This window comes from Streptomyces sp. NRRL S-31 (assembly GCF_000718775.1).
Taxonomy (GTDB): domain Bacteria; phylum Actinomycetota; class Actinomycetes; order Streptomycetales; family Streptomycetaceae; genus Streptomyces.
In genome coordinates this window covers 1-17,729 of the sequence record NZ_JOCB01000135.1, presented here as the reverse complement: position 1 = coordinate 17,729, position 17,729 = coordinate 1, and the positions used below count along the sequence as shown (strand labels likewise).

The window sequence follows — 17,729 nt, the reverse complement described above, 5'->3', positions numbered from 1 at the left end:
GCCCAGGTCCGGCCGCCCGCTGCCGGGGGCGTCGGGGGCCGCACCGTCCGCGTTCACCGGAGGGGGCGCGGGCAGGCCGGGGGCCGAGACCAGCCTGAGGGAGGGCAGGGGCAGCGAGGGGGGCAGGGGGTTGGCGGGCCGCCCGGCGGTCGCCCCGCCGTCCGGCACGGAACCGTCGGCCTCACCGGCCGGTGACGGCATGCCGTCGAGGCCCGGGGCGGTGTACTCGCCCGCCTGGGGCGGCGCACCTTGGAACGTCGGGGCGGCGGACTCGCCCGCCTGAGGCGGCACACCCTGAAACGTCGGGGCGGCGGACTCGGTTGACCGAGGCGGCAGGCCATCGGAAAGCGGGACCACCGGCACACCGGCCCCCGACGGCCCACTGCCGGACACCGGAGCGGCGGACTCGCCCGGCTGGGGCGGCGCACCCTGGAAAGTCGGAGCCGCGGACTCCCCGGGCCGAGGCGGCAGACCACCGGCGGCAGGGCCCTCCGGCCGGGACGGCATGCCCGAGGCCGGGGTCGCGAACTCCCCCGACCGAGGCGGCAGACCACCGGAGACGGGAACCACCGGCTCACCGGCCCCCGACGGCGGCCCCTGGGGCACCGGAGCAGCGAACTCGCCCGACCGAGGCGGCAGACCCGCCGAGGCGGCAGGGCCCTCCGGCCGGGACGGCATGCCCGAGGCCGGGGTCGCGAACTCGCCCGGCCGGGGTGCCGTAGCTCCGGGCGCCGGAGTGCTGGACTCCCACAACAAGGGCGGCAGCCCCGGCGCGTCAGGTCCCCTGGGACCGGCGGGCGCGGGAACACCGCGATCGTCCGGCGCGGCTCCCGGGGGCGGCGCCATGGCGGCGCCCGGAACGTGACCGCGTACGCCCGGACCGGGAACGGCCGTCCCCTCCCCCGCCGGAACCACACCGGCGGCACCCGCCGCGCGGACGGACGTGCCCGGTCCGGTGCCGACCGGACCGTTGGACGGACCGGCCGTCCCCTCCCCCGCCGAGGCCACGGCCACGGTGCCCGCCACCTGCCCGGGTATCCCGGTCGGCGTCGTACCGGCGACGGCCGCGCCGGGAGCCCGTTCGGCGGGCGCTTCGCCGAAGACCGGAGCGGCGGTCGCCAAGCGGACCCGCGGCCCGGCGGCAGGCGGAGCCGCCGCCGTCGCCGGAGCGTCGTCCAGGGCACCGGCGGCGTGCCCACCGGCGACCGTCCGCCGACTCCCGCCCGCGCCCGCACGGGCACCGGCACCGGCACCCCCGGCGGACTCCGCACCGGTCCCCGTCGTCAGTTCCCGGGTGCTCGTCTCCCGGACCAGTTGCACCGCCGGTACCAGTCTGGCCATGGCGCGCAGCGCGGGGTCGAGCCGTTGCAGCAGGCGTTCGGCGAGTTCGCGCATGCGGCCGCCGCCCTGCCCGCCCGTGCCGAAGACGACGTTGACGTGCCGGGCGGACGGTGCCGCCGAGCGGATGGCGGCGGCCTCCGCCGCGTCCCCGGCTTCCCCGGACTCCGAGGACGGACGCAGCCACAGGCCGCTGGGCACCACCTCGAGGACCGCGTCGTCGTACCGGTAGCGGCCGGGGGCCGTCTCCGGGAGGTCGTCGAACACCGGCCGGTGGCCCACCACCACGGGCGCGGTCGGCAGGCCGCCGGTCAGCTGGGCCGGGGTGAAGCGCAGTTGCCGGGCGAAGGCCGCCCAGCCGGGGGTGCCGTCGGCGTCCAGGGCGTGCACCTCGGGGGTCTCTCCCACGGCGTGGCTCACCGGGAGGCCGTTGTCGAAGGTGACGGGGACACCGAGCCGGTCGGCCAGGGCCTGGCCGGGACCGGAGCCGTCCGGGACCGCCAGGGGTCCGTAGGTGACGAACCGCACCAGGTCGCGGACGCCGGGCAGCAGCGAGTGCCAGAACCGGGTGACGTCGTCCAGCGGCAGCTCGTCCCCGCCCGGGCAGCCGAGGACCACGGTCAGCAGGTCGCGCCGGTACGCCAGCCGGGACACCAGCAGGTCCCGGTGCGGGGAGAGCGCGCCCCCCTGGCCGTCGCCGTGCAGCCACACCCCGCTGGGCAGCGGATCGACCACCGCCCGGTCGCTGGTCCGCCAGGTCCGGTCGGAGAGGGTGAACTCCCAGTACGGTGCCGGGAAGCGGCGCGAGACGGGGGTGGGGGGCCGGCGCGGCAGCAGGCGCACCCAGCCCGGTCCGCGGTCGGCAGGGATGTAGAGCACACCGCCGGCCGCCGGGACCGGCGCTCCGTCGGGTACCACGACCGCGCGGTCGAGCCGGTCCGCGAGCCACTGCCCGACGGGCACCATCCCGCCGGGCAGCGTGCGGCCGGTGACCAGGCGGTAGCCGCCGGGATGGCCGCGGCCCAGCAGCCGGGCGACGACCGCCCAGGTGGCGTCGCCGGGGTCGGCGGGCAGGTCGAGGACGACGACCTGGTGGTCGGGGTCGGCGGGCAGGCCCTCGGCGAAGGCCACGGCCTGTGCGTTCACCCGGCCCTTGGGGTGGATCAGCAGCGCGTGGCCGGCCCGGCGGGTGCCCAGGCCGGGTGCCTCCGCGTCCCGGCGCGGCCGGACTCCGAGCGTCATCAGTGGCTCTTCGAGTCGGTGGCGGACGGCGCGGGGGAAGCGGTCGGGTAGGCGGGTACGACGGCCAGGGCGCGGGCGCGGGACAGCTCCGGGCCGGTGGGCAGCAGGTCCAGGACGTCCCGGGGGACGGCGCGGGACTGCCCGCTGCCGAAGCCCAGTGCGGAGACGGCGTCGGAGTCCGCGAGCGGGTACTTCACGCCGAGTTCGGTGACCAGGTACACCTGCGGGGGAGTGCCGCGCGGCGGCAGCGGGAGTCCCTGGACCAGCAGTCCGCGGCCGACCGGGACGTCGACGGCCGGTGCCGTGGTGGCGGGACGCCGCTCCAGTGTCACCTCGGTGTGCACCTTGGTGCCGCCGGTGACGCGCTGGCGCAGGCACATGGCCGAGTCGCCCGGGCGCAGGACGGGGCCCGCGAGGAAGTCGGGCAGCCGGTGCAGCAGGGACCGGTCGTCCGACCCGCCGACGGCGGCGATGTCCCGGGAGGTCACCTCGCGCGGTTCGGCGGCGCCGTCGCTGGTGGCGAGCAGCTCGAACTCGGTCCGGGTCAGCGGGGCCAAGCCGTCGGAGCGCAGCACGTAGAACTGGGCGGCGCCCTTGTCGTCGGCGGTGGAGGTGAAGACGTCGCCGATGCGGGCCGGGCGGTCGCCGACGCTGGGGCCCTTCTTGCCGTGTCCGGGTACGTCGGCGGCGCCCACGGTGGGGCCGGAGGGCAGCGCCGTGAGCCAGTCGTCGGGGGCGGGCAGCGGGTCCTGTCCGTCCAGGTGCAGCGCGATGAGGGTGGAGCGGTCGCCGAGGCGGTACCGGACGCCGTCCCACAGCAGGTATTCGGTGCCGTCGGGGGCCCGCAGCAGGGCGCGCCGCCCGTCCACCGGGGTGCGGGTCGCGGACGGTTCGGCGGGCGCGAAGTCCAGCGTCTCGCCCTTGTTCCGGCCCGGGGTCAGACAGCGGGTCCAGTCGCCGGTCAGCAGCTGCGCGGCGCCGGGTACGGAGTCGGGGGCGGTGGCGATGCCGATCTGGGCGCCGCGGCGGACGTCGGCGAGCGAGTTGCGGGAGACGGTGTGCACCTCGCTGTTGGCGCCCCCGCCGGCGGCGGCGCCCAGCAGCGCGGAGGCGTAGTTGGCCACCGGGTGCAGGACGCCGTCGATGTAGAGGAAGCGGGTGCCGGTCTCCTTCTCGACGACGATGGCGTTCGGTTTGGCCCAGGCGGTGTTGCCGCCGGGTTTGATCACTCCGTAGAGGGCGAAGCCACCGCAGGCGATGACGCCGAACAGCACTCCGAGCACGACGCCCAGGACGCTCCGGCGGGCCGGCGGCTCGCCCGTGGCGGGTTCGCCCGACACCAGCGCCGCCGCGAGTCTTCCGGTGGCGAACTGATAGGCGTGAACGTGGTCACGACGGCTTTGCACGGGGTCCTCTCAGCCGGCCAGGGTACGGAAGTACCAGTAGACGTGCAGCACTTGGAGGAGCAGCGGGATCAGGGCGACGGCGGTGACCGTCTCCAGGATGTCGGCGGTGTGGCCCCAGATCGGCAGCAGTCGCAGGCTGGGCAGGCGGCGGGCGGCGAGCAGTGCCGCGACGGCCGCGAGCAGGAGTACGGCCAGTACGGCGCGGGCCTGGGGGCCGCCGGGCACCAGCAGCCAGGCGACGGTGAGGATCAGGCCGAGTGTCCCGGCGAGGGCCAGCGAGACGCGCTGCCAGATCTCGGTGACGCTGCGCGAGCGCAGGGTCACGGCGGCGGCGAGTGTCAGGGCGAGCAGCCAGTCGAACCAGCCGGAGCGGCGGGTCAGGAGGACGAGGTCCAGGGCGTAGACCACGGACGCGCCGACGGTGTAGAGCGTGAGGTGGGCGTCGGCGGCGGCGACCCGGCGGGCGACGGCCGGTTCCGTGGCGGGCTCGATGTCCTCCTGGAGTTCGTCGGCGTTGCGCGGCAGCTGGGGCACGCGCAGTCCGGACAGGCGGAGGAAGAGGCGGGGGGCGATGGTGCTGAGCACGAACATGGTGACGGCGACCACCGAGCAGGCGGTGGTCACGGACCAGTCGAAGTCGACGCAGAGCAGGGCGCCGGCCTCGGCGGCGACCGTCACCGTCAGCAGTGCGCCGAACACCTGGACGGGCACCTTGCCGGAGAGCAGCAGCACGAGGGCGGTGACGCCCGCGCAGGCGGCGCCGACGAGGAGTTCGTGCCCCGTGGGTGCCGGCAGCGCGACGGGGCCGCGCCAGGCGGTCAGGCCGGCCGCCGCGGCGTACGCCCAGGCCGCCACGCCCGTCACCACCACCGTGCCGGTGTCGGCGCCGGCCCGTGCGGCCAGCAGGCAGCCGGTGAGCAGGGCCAGGGCCACCACGCCGGACTGTGCCGCCCCGGCTCCGGCGGAGTCGGCGGCCATCGTGAACAGGCCGAGCACCGCCAGCGCCAGGCAGGCCAGCACGAGGAAGAGCCGCCGGGTCAGCTCCGGGCGCCAGCGGTCGGAGCGGGTGCCGACGACCGTGGCGACGCCGTCGGCGATGTCGTCGAAGACGAGGGGCGGCAGCACCTCCTCCACCGGGCGCAGGTGGAGGATCTCGCCGTCGCGCAGGCCCGCGGACTCGGCGGTGTCGTCGAGGTCCAGCGGGTCTTCGCCGAGGCGCTGGAGGACGTAGCCGCCGACGGGCGCGCCGTCGGACACGAGACGTGCGGTGAGTACGGGCAGCAGTGCGCCCAGGGTGAGGTTGACGGGCACGCCCAGGTCGGCGCGGTGCTCGGGTCCGACCACGGTGATCCGGCAGACGGTCGTTCCGTCGAGGTCCGGCATGATGCTGGTGAGGGACATGGGCTGGGACTCCTGTGGTGCGGCCTGGGCGGTGGCGGGCGGCGGGCTCCGGTCCGCCGGAGGGAGGTCAGGCGTCGTCCACCAGACCGGTCTGGACGAGCCGGATGCCGCGCCGGGTGACCAGTTGGGCGCGGCCGGGGACGAGGGTGCGCGGCCTGGCCTCGCCGATGAAATTGCCCTCCTCCTTGGGGTAGGACAGCACCAGGGCCGGGCTGCCGAGTTCCCAGATGCGGCGCAGCAGCGGTTCCATCATGGCGCGCATGGCGCCCGAGGTGGACCGCGCGATGATCATGTGCATACCGATGTGGGCTCCCTGGGCGAGCAACGGCAGGAGCGGCGCGGTGGGGCTGTCCATGTTGCTGGTGACGAACAGGTCGTAGTCGTCGAGCAGGATGAACAGCCGCGGTCCTTGCCACCAGTCGCGCTTGGCCAGCTGTTCGGGCGAGACGTCGGGGCCCGGCAACCGCTTGGTCATGGAGACCACGGCGCTGTTGGCGAGTTCGCGCAGCCCGCCCGCGTCCACGGCGTACCCGGCGCGGTATTCCTCGGGCACGTCGCCGAGGAGTCCGCGCTCGGGGTCGCCGAGCAGGATGCGGGCCTCCTCGGGGGTGAAGCGGCTGGTGATGGCCCGGGCCATCAGGCGCAGGGCGTTGGTCTTGCCGGTCTCGCCGTCGCCGAAGACGAGCAGGTTCGCCTGGGCGGAGAAGTCGTGCCAGACCGGCTGGAGGCGCTGTTCGTCCCAGCCCAGGCTGACCCGCAGGTCCCCCTCGGGTGCGGGGAGCTGGCCGACCGGCAGGGTGCTGGGCAGCAGTCGTACGCCGGGGGCGGTGCGCCCGGTCCAGAAGGTGCCGATCTCGGCGGCGGCGATCTTGGTGGCCGCGGTGAGGTCGTCGGTGGCCGACGAGCTGTCCAGGCGGGGCAGCGCGGAAAGGAAGTGGTGGCCGGAGGCGGTCAGGCCGCGGCCGGGCTGCTGCGGGACGCCCGCGGCCACGCGGGGGCCGATCTCGGATTCCATGGTGTCGCCGAGCCGCAGCTCGAACTTGGTGCCGAGCAGGTCGCGGAGTTTGTTGCGGATCTCCGACCAGCGGACCGCCGACACCACGAGGTGGATGCCGAAGGACAGGCCCCGCGCGGCGATGGCGGTGATGCGGTCGTCGAGGTCGTCGTACTCCTGGCGCAGCGTTCCCCAGCCGTCCACGACCAGGAAGACGTCACCGTGCGGGTCGTCGACGCCGCCGGTGCGCCGCAGTTCGCGGTAGGCGGCCATCGACTCGACGCCGTGCTCGGTGAAGATCTGCTCGCGGCGTTCCAGGATCTGGGCGATCTCCTCGACGCTGCGCAGCACCTTGTCACGCTCCAGCCGGGTGGCGACCGCGCCGACGTGCGGGAGGCCGGCGGTGGAGACCAGGCCGCCGCCGCTGAGGTCGAGGCAGTAGAACTGGACCTCCTCGGGCGTGTGGGTGAGCGCCAGCGACAGCATCAGGGTGCGCAGCAGCGCGGACTTGCCGGTCTGCGGGGCGCCGGCCACACCGACGTGCCCGCCCGCTCCGGAGAGGTCGGCGACCAGGAGTTCGCGGACCTGCTCGTGCGGCCGGTCGACCATGCCGAGCGGGGGGCGGAGCCTGCCCAGGTCGGGGGATTCGGCAGTCATGCCGCGTACCGGGTCGGGGACGATGCCGGGCAGCAGCTGGTCCAGGCTGGGCGACTCGGCGAGCGGCGGCAGCCACACCTGACGCGCGGGCGGGCCGGCGTCCTGGAGCCGATCGATGAGGACGTCCAGGAGGCTCTCGTCGCTCTCCGGCCGGGCCGCGGGCTCGGGCTCGGGACGCAGCCCGGCCGGCTCCTCCGCCTCCGGTGCCGGCCGCCGCTGGTCGAGACCGAAGTCCACGAGTTCGCCGGGCCCCGTCGCCACGGGCTCCTGCGCGGGGCCGGTGGCGGGCGCCTCGGGGCAGGGTCCGGAGACGTAGGCGGCCTTGAAACGCACCAGGTTGGTGGTGTCCACCCGCAGGTAGCCGTTGCCTGGCGTGGAGGGCAGCTCGTACGCCCCGGCGACGCCGATGACGCTGCGGGACTCCATGGAGGAGAAGGTGCGCAGCGCGATGCGGTAGGACAGGTGTCCCTCGACGCGGTGGATGCGTCCCTCGTCCAGTCGCTGGGAGGCCAGCAGCAGGTGCACGCCGAGGCTTCGTCCGACCCGGCCGATGGTGACGAAGAGTTCGACGAACTCCGGCTTGCTGGCCAGCAGTTCGGAGAACTCGTCGACGATGACCAGCAGCGAGGGCAGCGGGGCCAGGGGGGCGCCGGCCAGCCGGGCCTTCTCGTACTCGTAGAGCGAGGCGTAGCCGCTCGCGCGCAGCAGTTCCTGGCGGCGGATCAGTTCGCCGTTGATGGAGTCCTGCATGCGGTCCACCAGCGGCAGTTCGTCGGCCAGGTTGGTGATGACGGCGGAGGTGTGCGGCAGTTTCTCGGTGTTGAGGAAGGTGGCGCCGCCCTTGAAGTCGACCAGGACGAAGTTCAGGATCTCGGACGAGTGGGTGGCGGCCAGTCCGATGACGAGGGTGCGCAGCAGTTCGCTCTTGCCGGAGCCGGTGGCGCCGATCAGCATGCCGTGCGGGCCCATGCCGGTCTGGGCGGACTCCTTCAGGTCGAGTTCGACGACCTCGCCGTCCTCGGTGACGCCGATGGGTACGCGCAGCCGTGCCGACTGGTCGTTGCGGCGCCGCCACTGCGCGGCGACGTCGAAAGCGCGCGGGTCGCGGATGCCGAGCAGGGCGGTGAGTTCGAAGTCGGCGTCGAACGGGTTGTCCGTCAGGTCGATGGTGCCGCCGGTGCGCAGGGGGGCCAGCAGCCGGGCCAGGTTCTCGGCGCCGTCCGTGCTGAGGGCGTCCGCCTCGGCCTGGGCCTGCGCGTCGTCGCCGATCGGGAAGGAGACGGTGCCGTTCTCCGCGGTCAGTCGCAGGACGGAGGGGCCGCCCGGCATGGCGCCGGTGAGATCGAGCAGGACGGTGTTGCGCAGTCCGTTCCCCAGCAGGCGGGAGTCGGCGGGGATCGGCGTGCGGTGGGCGACGACGACCACGAAGGGCTCGGCGGCGCCGGGGGTCGCCTGCGGGTCGTGGTCGCCGCGGTCGAGGACGTCGGTGCCCAGCAGGTCGAGCAGTTCGGCGTGGTCGGTGGCGACCAGGCGGAGCGGGCCGGCCTGGTCCCGTTCCCGGGGGTGGGCGTTGTGGGGCAGCCACTTCACCCACTCCCAGACGTCCTGGTCGCGCGGGTCGGTGAGGACGGCGACGCGCAGTTCGTCCGGCGAGTGCAGGGCGACGAGCTGGGCGAGCATGGCCCGCGTCAGGTCCAGGGCGTCGTCGATGTCCCCGGCGAACTCCACACTGGTGAAGCTGCGCAGGGCGACGGGGATCGGCATGCCGGGCACGGTCTGGAACGCCTCGGTGAAGCGGCGCAGCGAGATGGCGGTGAGCGGGTCGAGGTCCTCGACGGGCTTGGTCTGCGGCGGGACGAGTTCCAGGGCGGCTCGCCGGGTGCCGAGTCCGATGCGGACCTTGGCGAAGTCCTCGTGGGAGGCGCGCCGTTCCCACACCCGGGGGCCCTGGACCAGCGACCACAGCTGCCGGGGCGGCGGGTTGTCGTAGACGGCGGCGGTGACCTGGGCGGCGGCGGCCTCCCGGACCTGGGTGCGCAACTGGGCCAGGTAGCGCATGTAGTCGCGGCGTTCGGCCCGCATCCGCCGTTTGCGTTCGAAGCCGGACCGGCCCATCTGGCCGAGTCCCATGGACATCATCGCGATGCCCATCATCCCCGACATCATGTACGTGGTCGCGGAGCCACCGACGACGAACATCATTCCCATGGCGCCGGCACCGATGCCCATGGGCAGCATGACGACGACGGAACCGAGGTCGGCCATGGCCGGTTCGCCGAGTACCGGGGGCTGGGCCAGCTCGATCTGGCCTTCCGGTGCCTGGGGTCCCGATGCGCGCGGTGGGCGCTTGACAACGGTGGTGTTCATCAGGTGGATCTCCAGCCGGCGAAACCTCGTGGGGGTGAACTGGGCTTCGGGCGACGGGCGCCCGCCGGGGCGGCCCGGGAGGAGGGCCTGCCGTGTCGCCGCCCCCGGGGAGAAGGCGGGCGACACGGCAGGGAGTCCGCCCCGACCTCGGGGGAGGCGGGCGGGACGGACGCTCAAAAGGGGCGGCCCCGGGGAGGCGGGGGTGTCACATGGCGGTGCCCGTCGACCACAGCACCGCGCCGCCCGAGCGGATGCTGACGTTCCCGTTGGTTCCGATGACGAGTTGGGCGCCGTTGTGGCCGTCCGTCCGGGAGGACCAGGCGGTCGCCCCGTCCTGGGTGTACACCGCGAAGTTGCCGTCGGCCTGGAAGACCGCCTTGGCGCCCTGTCCCACGGTGCCCGACCACCACAGCGGGGTGCCCTTCGTGTCGTAGAGCACCAGGTTGCCGTCCCCCTGGAAGGCCAGCACGACCCGGTTGGTGGACCAGCTCTGTCCGGGTTCGAGCACGCTGGTGGCGTTCACGACGGTCGAGGTCCACTGCTGTTGCGTCGGCTTCTGCTGGTGGTGCTGCTGACGCGGGCTGCTGCTGGTCCGGGGCGTCTTGCTCGGGGTCGGGGAGTGGCTCTGCGACATCGGTTCGACGCTGTGCGCCGACTGCGTCGGTCGCGCCGACTGTGTGGGCGAGGCCGCCGCCACTTCCGCGATGCGGTGCGGCCGGCCGTGGCCGTCGTCGCCGTCCTTGCCGGTGGTGTCGCCGGACGCGCTCGGCCGCGGCGACGGGGTGCCGCCGGAGTCCGGGTACTGCTCGTTGGAGGCGTAGTCCTGGCCGGCGTCCTCCGCGCCCGCCTTGAACGTGTGCGCGGGCGCGTCCTCACCGAACACGGTCGGCGCCAGCAGGAAGACGGCGCTGAGCATGCCGGCTCCGGCGAGCACCGGCTTGGCCAGGGCGAGGCGGAGTCTGGCCCGCCCCTCGCCCGCGGCGTCCGGCGCGGCGGAGCCCGCCCGGCCGCCCCGGTCCCACCGGCGCCGTGCGCCGCGGTCGGCCGGTTCGTCGGAGCCGGGTGCGGCGCCGTGCGCCTCGGTCACGGGGGTGTGCGGTACGGAGGCGGTGTCGGCCGCGAGCGCGGGGACGGATACGACGGCGGTGGCGGCCGTCTGGGCGTCCCGCGCGGCGATGCCGTGGTCCGGGGTCTCCTCGGCGACGACCGGTGCGAGCTGTCCCGTCTCCCCCAATGGAGCCATCTGCCATGGGAGTTCGTTCTCCCACACCGCATCGCCGGCCGGCAGCCCGGTGGTTGGCTCGGGCCCGCCGGCGTCCGGCTCACGGTAGTTCATCTGCATGCCTTTCCCGATCGACGGGTGGACTGATCGATCAACGGCGACCGATGGGTATCGCTCCGCCCGCATACCGGTCCTGCCGACCAGGATCGGCGGACGGACTGCGGAGGACGGCTGCACACCTCGGGGGAAGGGCGGCCACGGCGGGACACCCCTTAGAAGCAGACCCTATGGAGGGCACAAGACCAGCCACACCGGCAAACACGGATCGTGCACGATCGCACGACCGAAGTACCCTTTTCGCCATCGGTGGTCACAGGATGCCCATGCGGATGGCGTAGGCGACGGCGTGTGTACGGTTGCGCAGCTTCAGCCGCTTGACCACGGTCTGGATGACGCTCTTGATCAGACGCTCGGAGTAGCTGAGCTTGCTGGCGATCTCCACGGTGTCCAGTCCCTCGGCCAGCAGCCTGAGCACGTCGATCTCGCGCTGCGCCAGCTCCACCGGCAGCAACCCGGTGGGCGACTCGCTCTTCTGCATGCTGCGCATCCGGTCCAGCAGCATGTTCATCAGCACCGGGGGCACGACCGACCGCCCCTGGTACGCCTCGACGGCGGCCATGACGATCTGGCTGAAACTGGTGTATGGCCGCACCAGGAAGCTCGCCAGACCGTGGTTGACCGCGAGCGCGAGCTGCTGCTCCGAGATGTGGTCCGCGACCAGCACGATCCGGGTCCGCCCGCCGGAGGCCTGGCTGGCGCGGCTCATCGCGGAGAGCGTCTTGCCGCTGACCACCGCGGTGAGCATCACCAGGATGTCGGCATCGGCCAGTTGCTCTTCCTTCAGCAGCTCGATGCGCTCGTCTGTGGCCAGGAAGGCGGCCGTGCCGTCGCGGGTGAGGGGATCGTCGGCCTGTATGACGACTCGTGGCACCGGTCGTGCTTCATCTGTGTTGTCAGGCATGGGACTCCTTCTCGAAAGGACGGCACCGCACCCGGCACGGGCATGACCCGGGCATCGTCAGCGCCGGGAGCCGTGCCGATCGAAGGATCGGTCCGGGTCCGTGCCGGACCCGTGTGCTGCGGGGTGCGTCCTCACTTGCTCGGATCGATCCTGGCAGGAGTCGCACCGCCTCCCGAGCGTTCACGGCGGATCAGTGCACGGCGAAACAACAGCAGTGCCCTGGTGTGCAATATTGCCGCCCTCCGGGCGGCACAACGCAGCACTTCACCGGGGGTGTTGACGCGCCCTCAGGCCAGCACGACGGCCGCGTAGGCGTGGGAGTTGTCCAGGCGCGCGTACGTACTGGGGCTGCGCCACTCCGCGGTGGTGACGGGCCCGTGTCCGTCCAGCAGTGGCCAGGGGCGCAGCAGCGACTCCAGATGGTCGATGGACCGCGGCCGGAAGTGGATCCCGGCCTCCGCGTACACGTCGATCAGTTCCGCCGTGGCCTGGGGGGCGAGGTCGTCGGTGGCGTGGGTGACCGAGACCGCGGACCCCGGCGGCAGCCACTCCCGCAGCCCGGCGAGGAGGGCGCGGGCATGGTGGTCGGCCATCCACGGCAGGACGTCGTGCAGCAGCACTCCGACCGGGCGGCGGCGGTCCAGCGTGGCGATCTCAGGTCGGGCGAGCAGGGCCGGCAGTTGCGTGAGGTCCCCGCGGACCGCGGCGGCGCCGGGGCGTGCGGCGAGGACCGTGTGCGCGTGACCGATCACGACGGGGTCGTCGTCGACGTGGACGATGCGGCGTACGGCGTCGGGCAGCCGCCGGTTCTCGTCGTGCGGGTAGCCGCAACCGAGGTCGAGGACCTGGTCGATGCCCAGTTCCGTGGTGAAGCAGTCCAGGACGCGCGGTCCGTGGGCCCGGTTGATGCGGACGCTGTCGGGCAGCCAGCGCGCGGCGGCGACGAGCCGCGCCGCCAGCCGCCGGTCGCAGTCGAAATGGCTGTCCCCGCCGTCCAGACAGTCCTGCACACGGGCGACACCGGGGACGAGGGCCCAGCGGGGCGGCATCTGCAGGACCGTCACTCAAGCCTCCCAGGGGATCGGGTCGGTGTGCGCCGACGGAGCGGTCGGTCGGGTGCGCCGGGATCGTGCCCGGACGGGGACGGGCTTCGGCTCCCCGTCGACGGCCGAGCGCGGCACGCGTGTCGCGCGGCCCGCCCCCCGCGGCGCCGGCTCCGGGCACCCCGCTCCGAAGCTCCGGCACGCGGCATCGACGCGCCCCACGACGACCGTGTGCGGCGGCGCACAGCGGTCGGAAGCGATCCTAGGTTCGGCGGGCGGACGCGACGGGCCCCGTATTCCCCTAGGAACGCCAGGTCTGCACGACCGGACGTCAGCCGCGCGGCGGCTCCGCTCATCCCCGGTGCGCTCCCGGCCGACCCTGCGGACCGGGCCGGCGAGCCTGCGCCGTCACCTTTTCGTGGCCGGTTTTCGCCCTTGGCTCATAGAATGTTCAATAGTTGTGGCATGAAAGGGGCCGATGTGTCCGCAGAAGAGGCGACGTTCGGGGCATTGCTGCGGGAGCTGCGGCTGGCGAAGTCGCTGACCATCGAGGCCCTGGCGGAGGCGTCCGGCGTCAGCGTGCGCGGCATCGGCGACCTGGAGCGCGGACGGCGGGCCGCACCACAGCGGCGGACGGTGGCCGCGCTCGCGGACGGGCTGGGTCTCGACGACACCGAGCGGGAGCGACTGCTGGCCGCCGCCCGCGCCGGTCGCACCCCCGGCTACAGTCCCGTCGGGGTGCGTTCCTTCCCGCGTGGCGTCGAGGACTTCGTCGGCCGCGCGGACGAGCTGACGCTCCTGGACACGCTCGCCGCGCCCCGCGCACCGGACCCCGCCGGGGATCGCGATGATCCCGAGGCGGCCTCAGGCACCGCCGATACCTGCCCGGTCGTCGTCGCCATCCACGGCGCGCCCGGGGCCGGCAAGACCACCTTCGCCCTGCGCGCGGCCCGCCGGCTCGCCGGGCGTTTCCCGGACGGCCAGTTCCTGGTGGACCTGCGGGGGACCGACGACAGCCCGCCCGCACCGTCCGAGCTGATGGTCCGGGTGCTCAAGGCGCTCGGCGTGCCCAACCGCGACCTGGCGAAGGCGGGGGCGCAGGCCCATCCCGCCGTGTACCGGCAGATCCTCGCCGACCGCCGCTGCCTGCTGGTGCTGGACAACGCCCACGACGAGGCGCAGGTGCGTCCGCTGCTGCCGAGCTCGGGCGGCACGCTGGTGCTGGTGACCAGCCGCCGTATGCTCACCGGTCTCGACGGGGTGCACCGGCTGCCGCTCGGCCGGCTCGAACCCGCCGAGTCCGCCGCCTTCCTGGCCTCGCTGGTCGGCGCGGAACGCGCGACGGCCGAGCCGGACGCCCTGGAGGAGGTCGCGCGGCTCTGCGCGCACCTGCCGTTGGCGCTGCGGGTGGCGGGCAACTGGCTCGCGACGCGCACCGGCTGGAGCGTGCGCCGGCTCGCCGACCGGCTGGCCCACGAGGAACGCCGGCTGGACGCGCTCTCCGCCGGGGACGTGCGGGTGACCAGCGCCTTCGACCTGTCCTACCGGCGGCTGACCCCCACCGCCGCCCGGCTGTACCGGCGCCTGGCCCTGGTGCCCGGGCCGGACGTCGGGGCCGCCTGCGCCGCCCGGCTCACCGGCCAGGACCTCTACGACGCCGAGGACACCCTGGAGGAACTGGTCGAGGCGGGGCTGCTCGGCTCCACCGGGGACCGGTACCGGCTGCACGACCTGCTCGCCCTGTACTGCCGTGGCCGGCTCACCGCCGAGGAGCGCGACGAGGACGTCGATGCGGCCCGCCGGGCGATGTTCCGCTGGCTGTTGGAGACGGCGGTCGTGGCCGGCCGGTGGTACGAGCCCGACCACGGGTCCCCGCCCTCCTCCTGGCAGGGCGCGGTGGACCTCTCCAGTGCCGACAAGGCCCGCGAGTGGCTCCAGGTGGAGGCCGCCAACTGGCTGGCGGCGCTGCGCTTCGCGGCGGCGGACGGCGACCACGCCACCGTCGTCGAGGTGGCCGAGTCCCTGCACTGGTTCTCCGACCAGTGGATCTTCTGGGGGCACTGGCCCGAGGTGTTCGGCACCGCCGCCCGGTCCGCCGAGGCGCTCGGCGACCCGCTGCTGCTGGCGACCCACCTCAACTACCAGGCGTGGTCCCTGCTGATGTGCGAGGGCAGGCCGGGGGACAGCCTCCCGCACTCCGCCCGCGCGCTCGACGCGGCCCGGCGGGCCGGCGACCTGGTCCAGCAGGCGTGGGCACACCAGTACGCCGGCTGGGCCCACCGTGTCCTCGGCGAGAGCGGTCCGGCCGGCGAACACGTCACCGAGGCCATCGCGCTGTTCGAGGCCGCGGGTGATCTGTACGGCATGTTCCAGGCGCTCCTCGGACACGCCATGGAGCTGAGGGACGCCGTGCACGAGTACGAGGCCGCCATCACGGTCTTCCAGCAGGTCCTGACCCTGCTGGACGAGGCCGGTGACCGCGTGCAACCGCACATCGGGGCCTTCACCCGGGTGAACGCGCTCGCGGGCATCGGCGGTGCCCACGGCCGGCTGGGGCGGTGGGACGAGGCGGCCGAGTACCTGCGGGCCTCGGTCGAACTGTGCCGCAAGGACGGCAACGTCGCGGCGGAGAGCCGCTACCTCATCCCACTCGGTGACGTCCTCCTCGAAGGAGGCCGCACCGCCGAGGCGCGCGACGTGTTCAGGCGGTGCATCGCCCTCGGCCCCGACGCCGACCCCCACCGGGTAGCGCAGGCCCGCTCCCGGCTCGCCGGCCCCGAGCCGAACTGACCCGGCGGGTGCGCGGCGGCCACGGCACGGTGTCCGCGCGGCGGCGGCCCCCGGCACGGTCACGGCCGGGGACCGGTGAACGAGCCGGCCGGACGCGGCACGCCCGCCGCCGTACCCCCCGCGCTCTGCGCCGTCCGCAGGTCGCGCCACTCGCGCGGCGACAGGCCGTAGACGGCGCGGAACGCCCGGCTGAAGTGGGCGGCGTTGACGAAGCCCCAGCGCCGGGCCACCGCCGAGACGGTGGGCATCACCCGCTCGCGCCGGGCCAGTTCCCGCGCGCACTCCTCCAGCCGCCGCCGCTGGACGAGACGGCTGACGGTGATGCCCTCGCCCTCGAACAGCCGGTGCAGGTAGCGGACGGAGATCCGCAGCGCCCGGGCGATGGTCTCGGGCGACAGGGAGGGGTCGCCGAGATGGCGGTCGATGTGGGCGCGCACGCTCCGCACCAGGTGGTCGCGGCCGGCGTCCTGGTCCGTGGCGGCCAGCTGGGCCCGATCGGTGATCAGGGCGGCGAACAGGTCGACGACGTGCCCGGCGAGCCGGTGCCCGACGGCCGGCGGGTAGGCGGGGGCCGAGGCGGCCAGCTCGGCGAGGAAGGGCAGCAGGACCGCGCCGAACCCACGACCCGTGCCGATGGCGGCACCGCTGACCAGCCGCAGGTCGCCGTCCGGGACACCCAGCACATGGCGCGGGAACCGGAAGGTGTGCGCGGCGAACCGCTCCGGGTAGCTGAAGGAGTACGACCGCGACGCGTCGTACAGCACGAGGTCGCCCTGGCCGAGGTCGGCGCGCCGGCCGTCCTGGACGCAGACGGCCGTCCCCGCCATCTGGAGGGCGACACCCACCAGGTGCGCGGGTGACCGTTCGGCCGGGTCCGAGGTGTGGGTGATGCGTTGGGCGCCGGCCTCGATGCGGGAGATCAGCAGGTAGCCGAGACGGTCGGTGGCGATCGTGCCCTCGACCGGCCTGCCGGGACGCGGGGTGACGGCCACCGGACCCAGCGCGCCGCTCACCGCGTCCTCCCAGAACGCGCTCTTCTCCTGGTCCGGCACGGAATCGGTCGTCAGCACCGAGCTCAACTGGTTCTCCCTTGGCAGCGGTGTCACCGGGCTATCGGGCGGCAAGCAGGGGGGACGGACCACACCCTGCCCGGACGGCGACGGCCGGACAGCATCGGCGAGGCGCGGCTGTGCCACACGGACCAGACAAGCAGCCGGCCACCGGGACCACCAGGAAGAACACAGGCACAAATGGCGAACAGCGGAAGTGCCGCACCGCTCGGCGGCCGCCGAGTGTGCACGCAATGTCAAGGATCAGGACGGCGCTGGTGCCCTCGCCCGCTCGACTCGTCCTAGGCTGGTCACTCGTGTCGGTGCAGTCGCCTCCGGCGCCGAGCACCCGGCCGCCCTGCCCGCAGGGGGACCGGCAGCCCCGTCCCACCGGTCGTTTCCCGCGCAGGAGTTCCCTTGCGAGATGACGTATCCGCTCCCTGGGTCACACCTGTCCTGGAGCGCCTGACCCGTACCTTCGTCGCGGAGCACACCCTGCCCGACCCCGCGGACACCGACGCGGAAAGAGCCGCCGCCCGCGCCCGCGTGGCGTCACTGTGGACCGGCGACGGCAGCGGCGAACCCGATGTCGAGGAGGAGTGGCTGGCGCTGCCGGGCAGCGGCGGCAGCCGCATCCGGGTGCGCATCCTGCGCCCCGCCGACAGCGACGAGCCGCTCCCGGTCGTGCTGTACCTGCACGGGCTGGGCTGGATGCTGACCGACGCGTACGCGCACCGCAAACTGGTGACGGACCTCGTTCTCGGCGCGGACGCCGCCGTCGTCGTCCCGGAGTACGACGCGCCGGACGACGCCCGCCACCCGGGCGCCCTCGAACGGGCCTACACCGTCGCCCGGTGGATAGCCGAGAGCGGTGGGACGTGCCGGCTCGACGGGAGCCGGATGGCCGTCGTGGGCGCCAGTGCGGGCGGCCAGCAGGCGGCCGCGCTGACCCTGCTGGCGCACCACCGCGGCGGGCCCCGCTTCCGGCACCAGGTGCTGCTGTGCCCGGTGACCGACGCGGGGATGGACACGCCCTCCTACCACCAGTTCGCCGACGGCTACTTCCTGAGCCGGGCCGCCATGGCCGACTACTGGCAGCGGTACGCGCCGGACCCGCGGACCCGGGCCGAGGAGACCGTCTCCCCGCTGCGCGCGACCGCCGGGAGCCTGCGGGACCTGCCGCCGGCACTGGTCGTCAC

Annotated in this window: 10 protein-coding genes; 2 read left to right on the top strand and 8 right to left on the bottom strand. The window is 74.2% G+C overall.

The window, feature by feature from the left end; genetic code table 11:
• From IF37_RS41085 to IF37_RS41075, 7 genes are all read right to left on the bottom strand, one after another.
• A partial coding sequence (locus IF37_RS41085; protein ID WP_030752622.1) for a hypothetical protein occupies positions 1-2,580 on the bottom strand: 2,580 nt, incomplete at its 3' end.
• On the bottom strand, positions 2,580-3,986 hold the full coding sequence (gene eccB / locus IF37_RS0135360) for a type VII secretion protein EccB (RefSeq protein ID WP_063886441.1): 1,407 nt from the start codon (positions 3,984-3,986) through the stop codon (positions 2,580-2,582). The genes IF37_RS41085 and eccB, both read right to left, overlap by 1 nt.
• 9 nt (positions 3,987-3,995) lie before the next feature.
• Complete coding sequence (gene eccD / locus IF37_RS0135355; RefSeq protein ID WP_052845553.1) at positions 3,996-5,387, bottom strand: type VII secretion integral membrane protein EccD; 1,392 nt, start codon at positions 5,385-5,387, stop codon at positions 3,996-3,998.
• A 67-nt stretch (positions 5,388-5,454) separates the two neighbouring features.
• Positions 5,455-9,405, bottom strand: coding sequence for a type VII secretion protein EccC (locus tag IF37_RS0135350; protein WP_030752613.1), 3,951 nt, complete (start codon positions 9,403-9,405; stop codon positions 5,455-5,457).
• A gap of 205 nt (positions 9,406-9,610) precedes the next feature.
• Positions 9,611-10,741, bottom strand: coding sequence for a hypothetical protein (locus IF37_RS41080; RefSeq protein WP_158727441.1), 1,131 nt, complete (start codon positions 10,739-10,741; stop codon positions 9,611-9,613).
• 256 nt (positions 10,742-10,997) lie between these two features.
• Positions 10,998-11,648 (bottom strand): LuxR family transcriptional regulator, encoded by a 651-nt coding sequence (locus tag IF37_RS0135340; RefSeq protein WP_063886440.1) that lies wholly within the window; start codon positions 11,646-11,648, stop codon positions 10,998-11,000.
• 287 nt (positions 11,649-11,935) lie between these two features.
• Complete coding sequence (locus IF37_RS41075) at positions 11,936-12,712, bottom strand: SAM-dependent methyltransferase (protein WP_052845552.1); 777 nt, start codon at positions 12,710-12,712, stop codon at positions 11,936-11,938.
• A gap of 459 nt (positions 12,713-13,171) precedes the next feature.
• On the opposite strand from IF37_RS41075, the gene IF37_RS0135330 reads away from it, so the two are divergent.
• Positions 13,172-15,481: a tetratricopeptide repeat protein gene (locus IF37_RS0135330; RefSeq protein WP_030752601.1), complete on the top strand. Its 2,310-nt coding sequence runs from the start codon at positions 13,172-13,174 to the stop codon at positions 15,479-15,481.
• A 59-nt stretch (positions 15,482-15,540) separates the two neighbouring features.
• Here IF37_RS0135330 and IF37_RS0135325 read toward each other — a convergent pair whose 3' ends face one another.
• Positions 15,541-16,551, bottom strand: coding sequence for a helix-turn-helix domain-containing protein (locus IF37_RS0135325; RefSeq protein ID WP_253915938.1), 1,011 nt, complete (start codon positions 16,549-16,551; stop codon positions 15,541-15,543).
• 396 nt (positions 16,552-16,947) lie between these two features.
• On the opposite strand from IF37_RS0135325, the gene IF37_RS40105 reads away from it, so the two are divergent.
• A partial coding sequence (locus IF37_RS40105) for an alpha/beta hydrolase fold domain-containing protein (protein WP_037857877.1) occupies positions 16,948-17,729 on the top strand: 782 nt, incomplete at its 3' end.

Bases quoted from the DNA above. Each gene is read 5' to 3' on its own strand.
- eccD (WP_052845553.1), bottom strand. From the start codon at position 5,387: ATGTCCCTCACCAGCATCATGCCGGACCTCGACGGAACGACCGTCTGC.
- IF37_RS0135350 (WP_030752613.1), bottom strand. From the start codon at position 9,405: ATGAACACCACCGTTGTCAAGCGCCCACCGCGCGCATCGGGACCCCAG.
- IF37_RS41080 (WP_158727441.1), bottom strand. From the start codon at position 10,741: ATGAACTACCGTGAGCCGGACGCCGGCGGGCCCGAGCCAACCACCGGG.
- IF37_RS0135340 (WP_063886440.1), bottom strand. From the start codon at position 11,648: ATGCCTGACAACACAGATGAAGCACGACCGGTGCCACGAGTCGTCATA.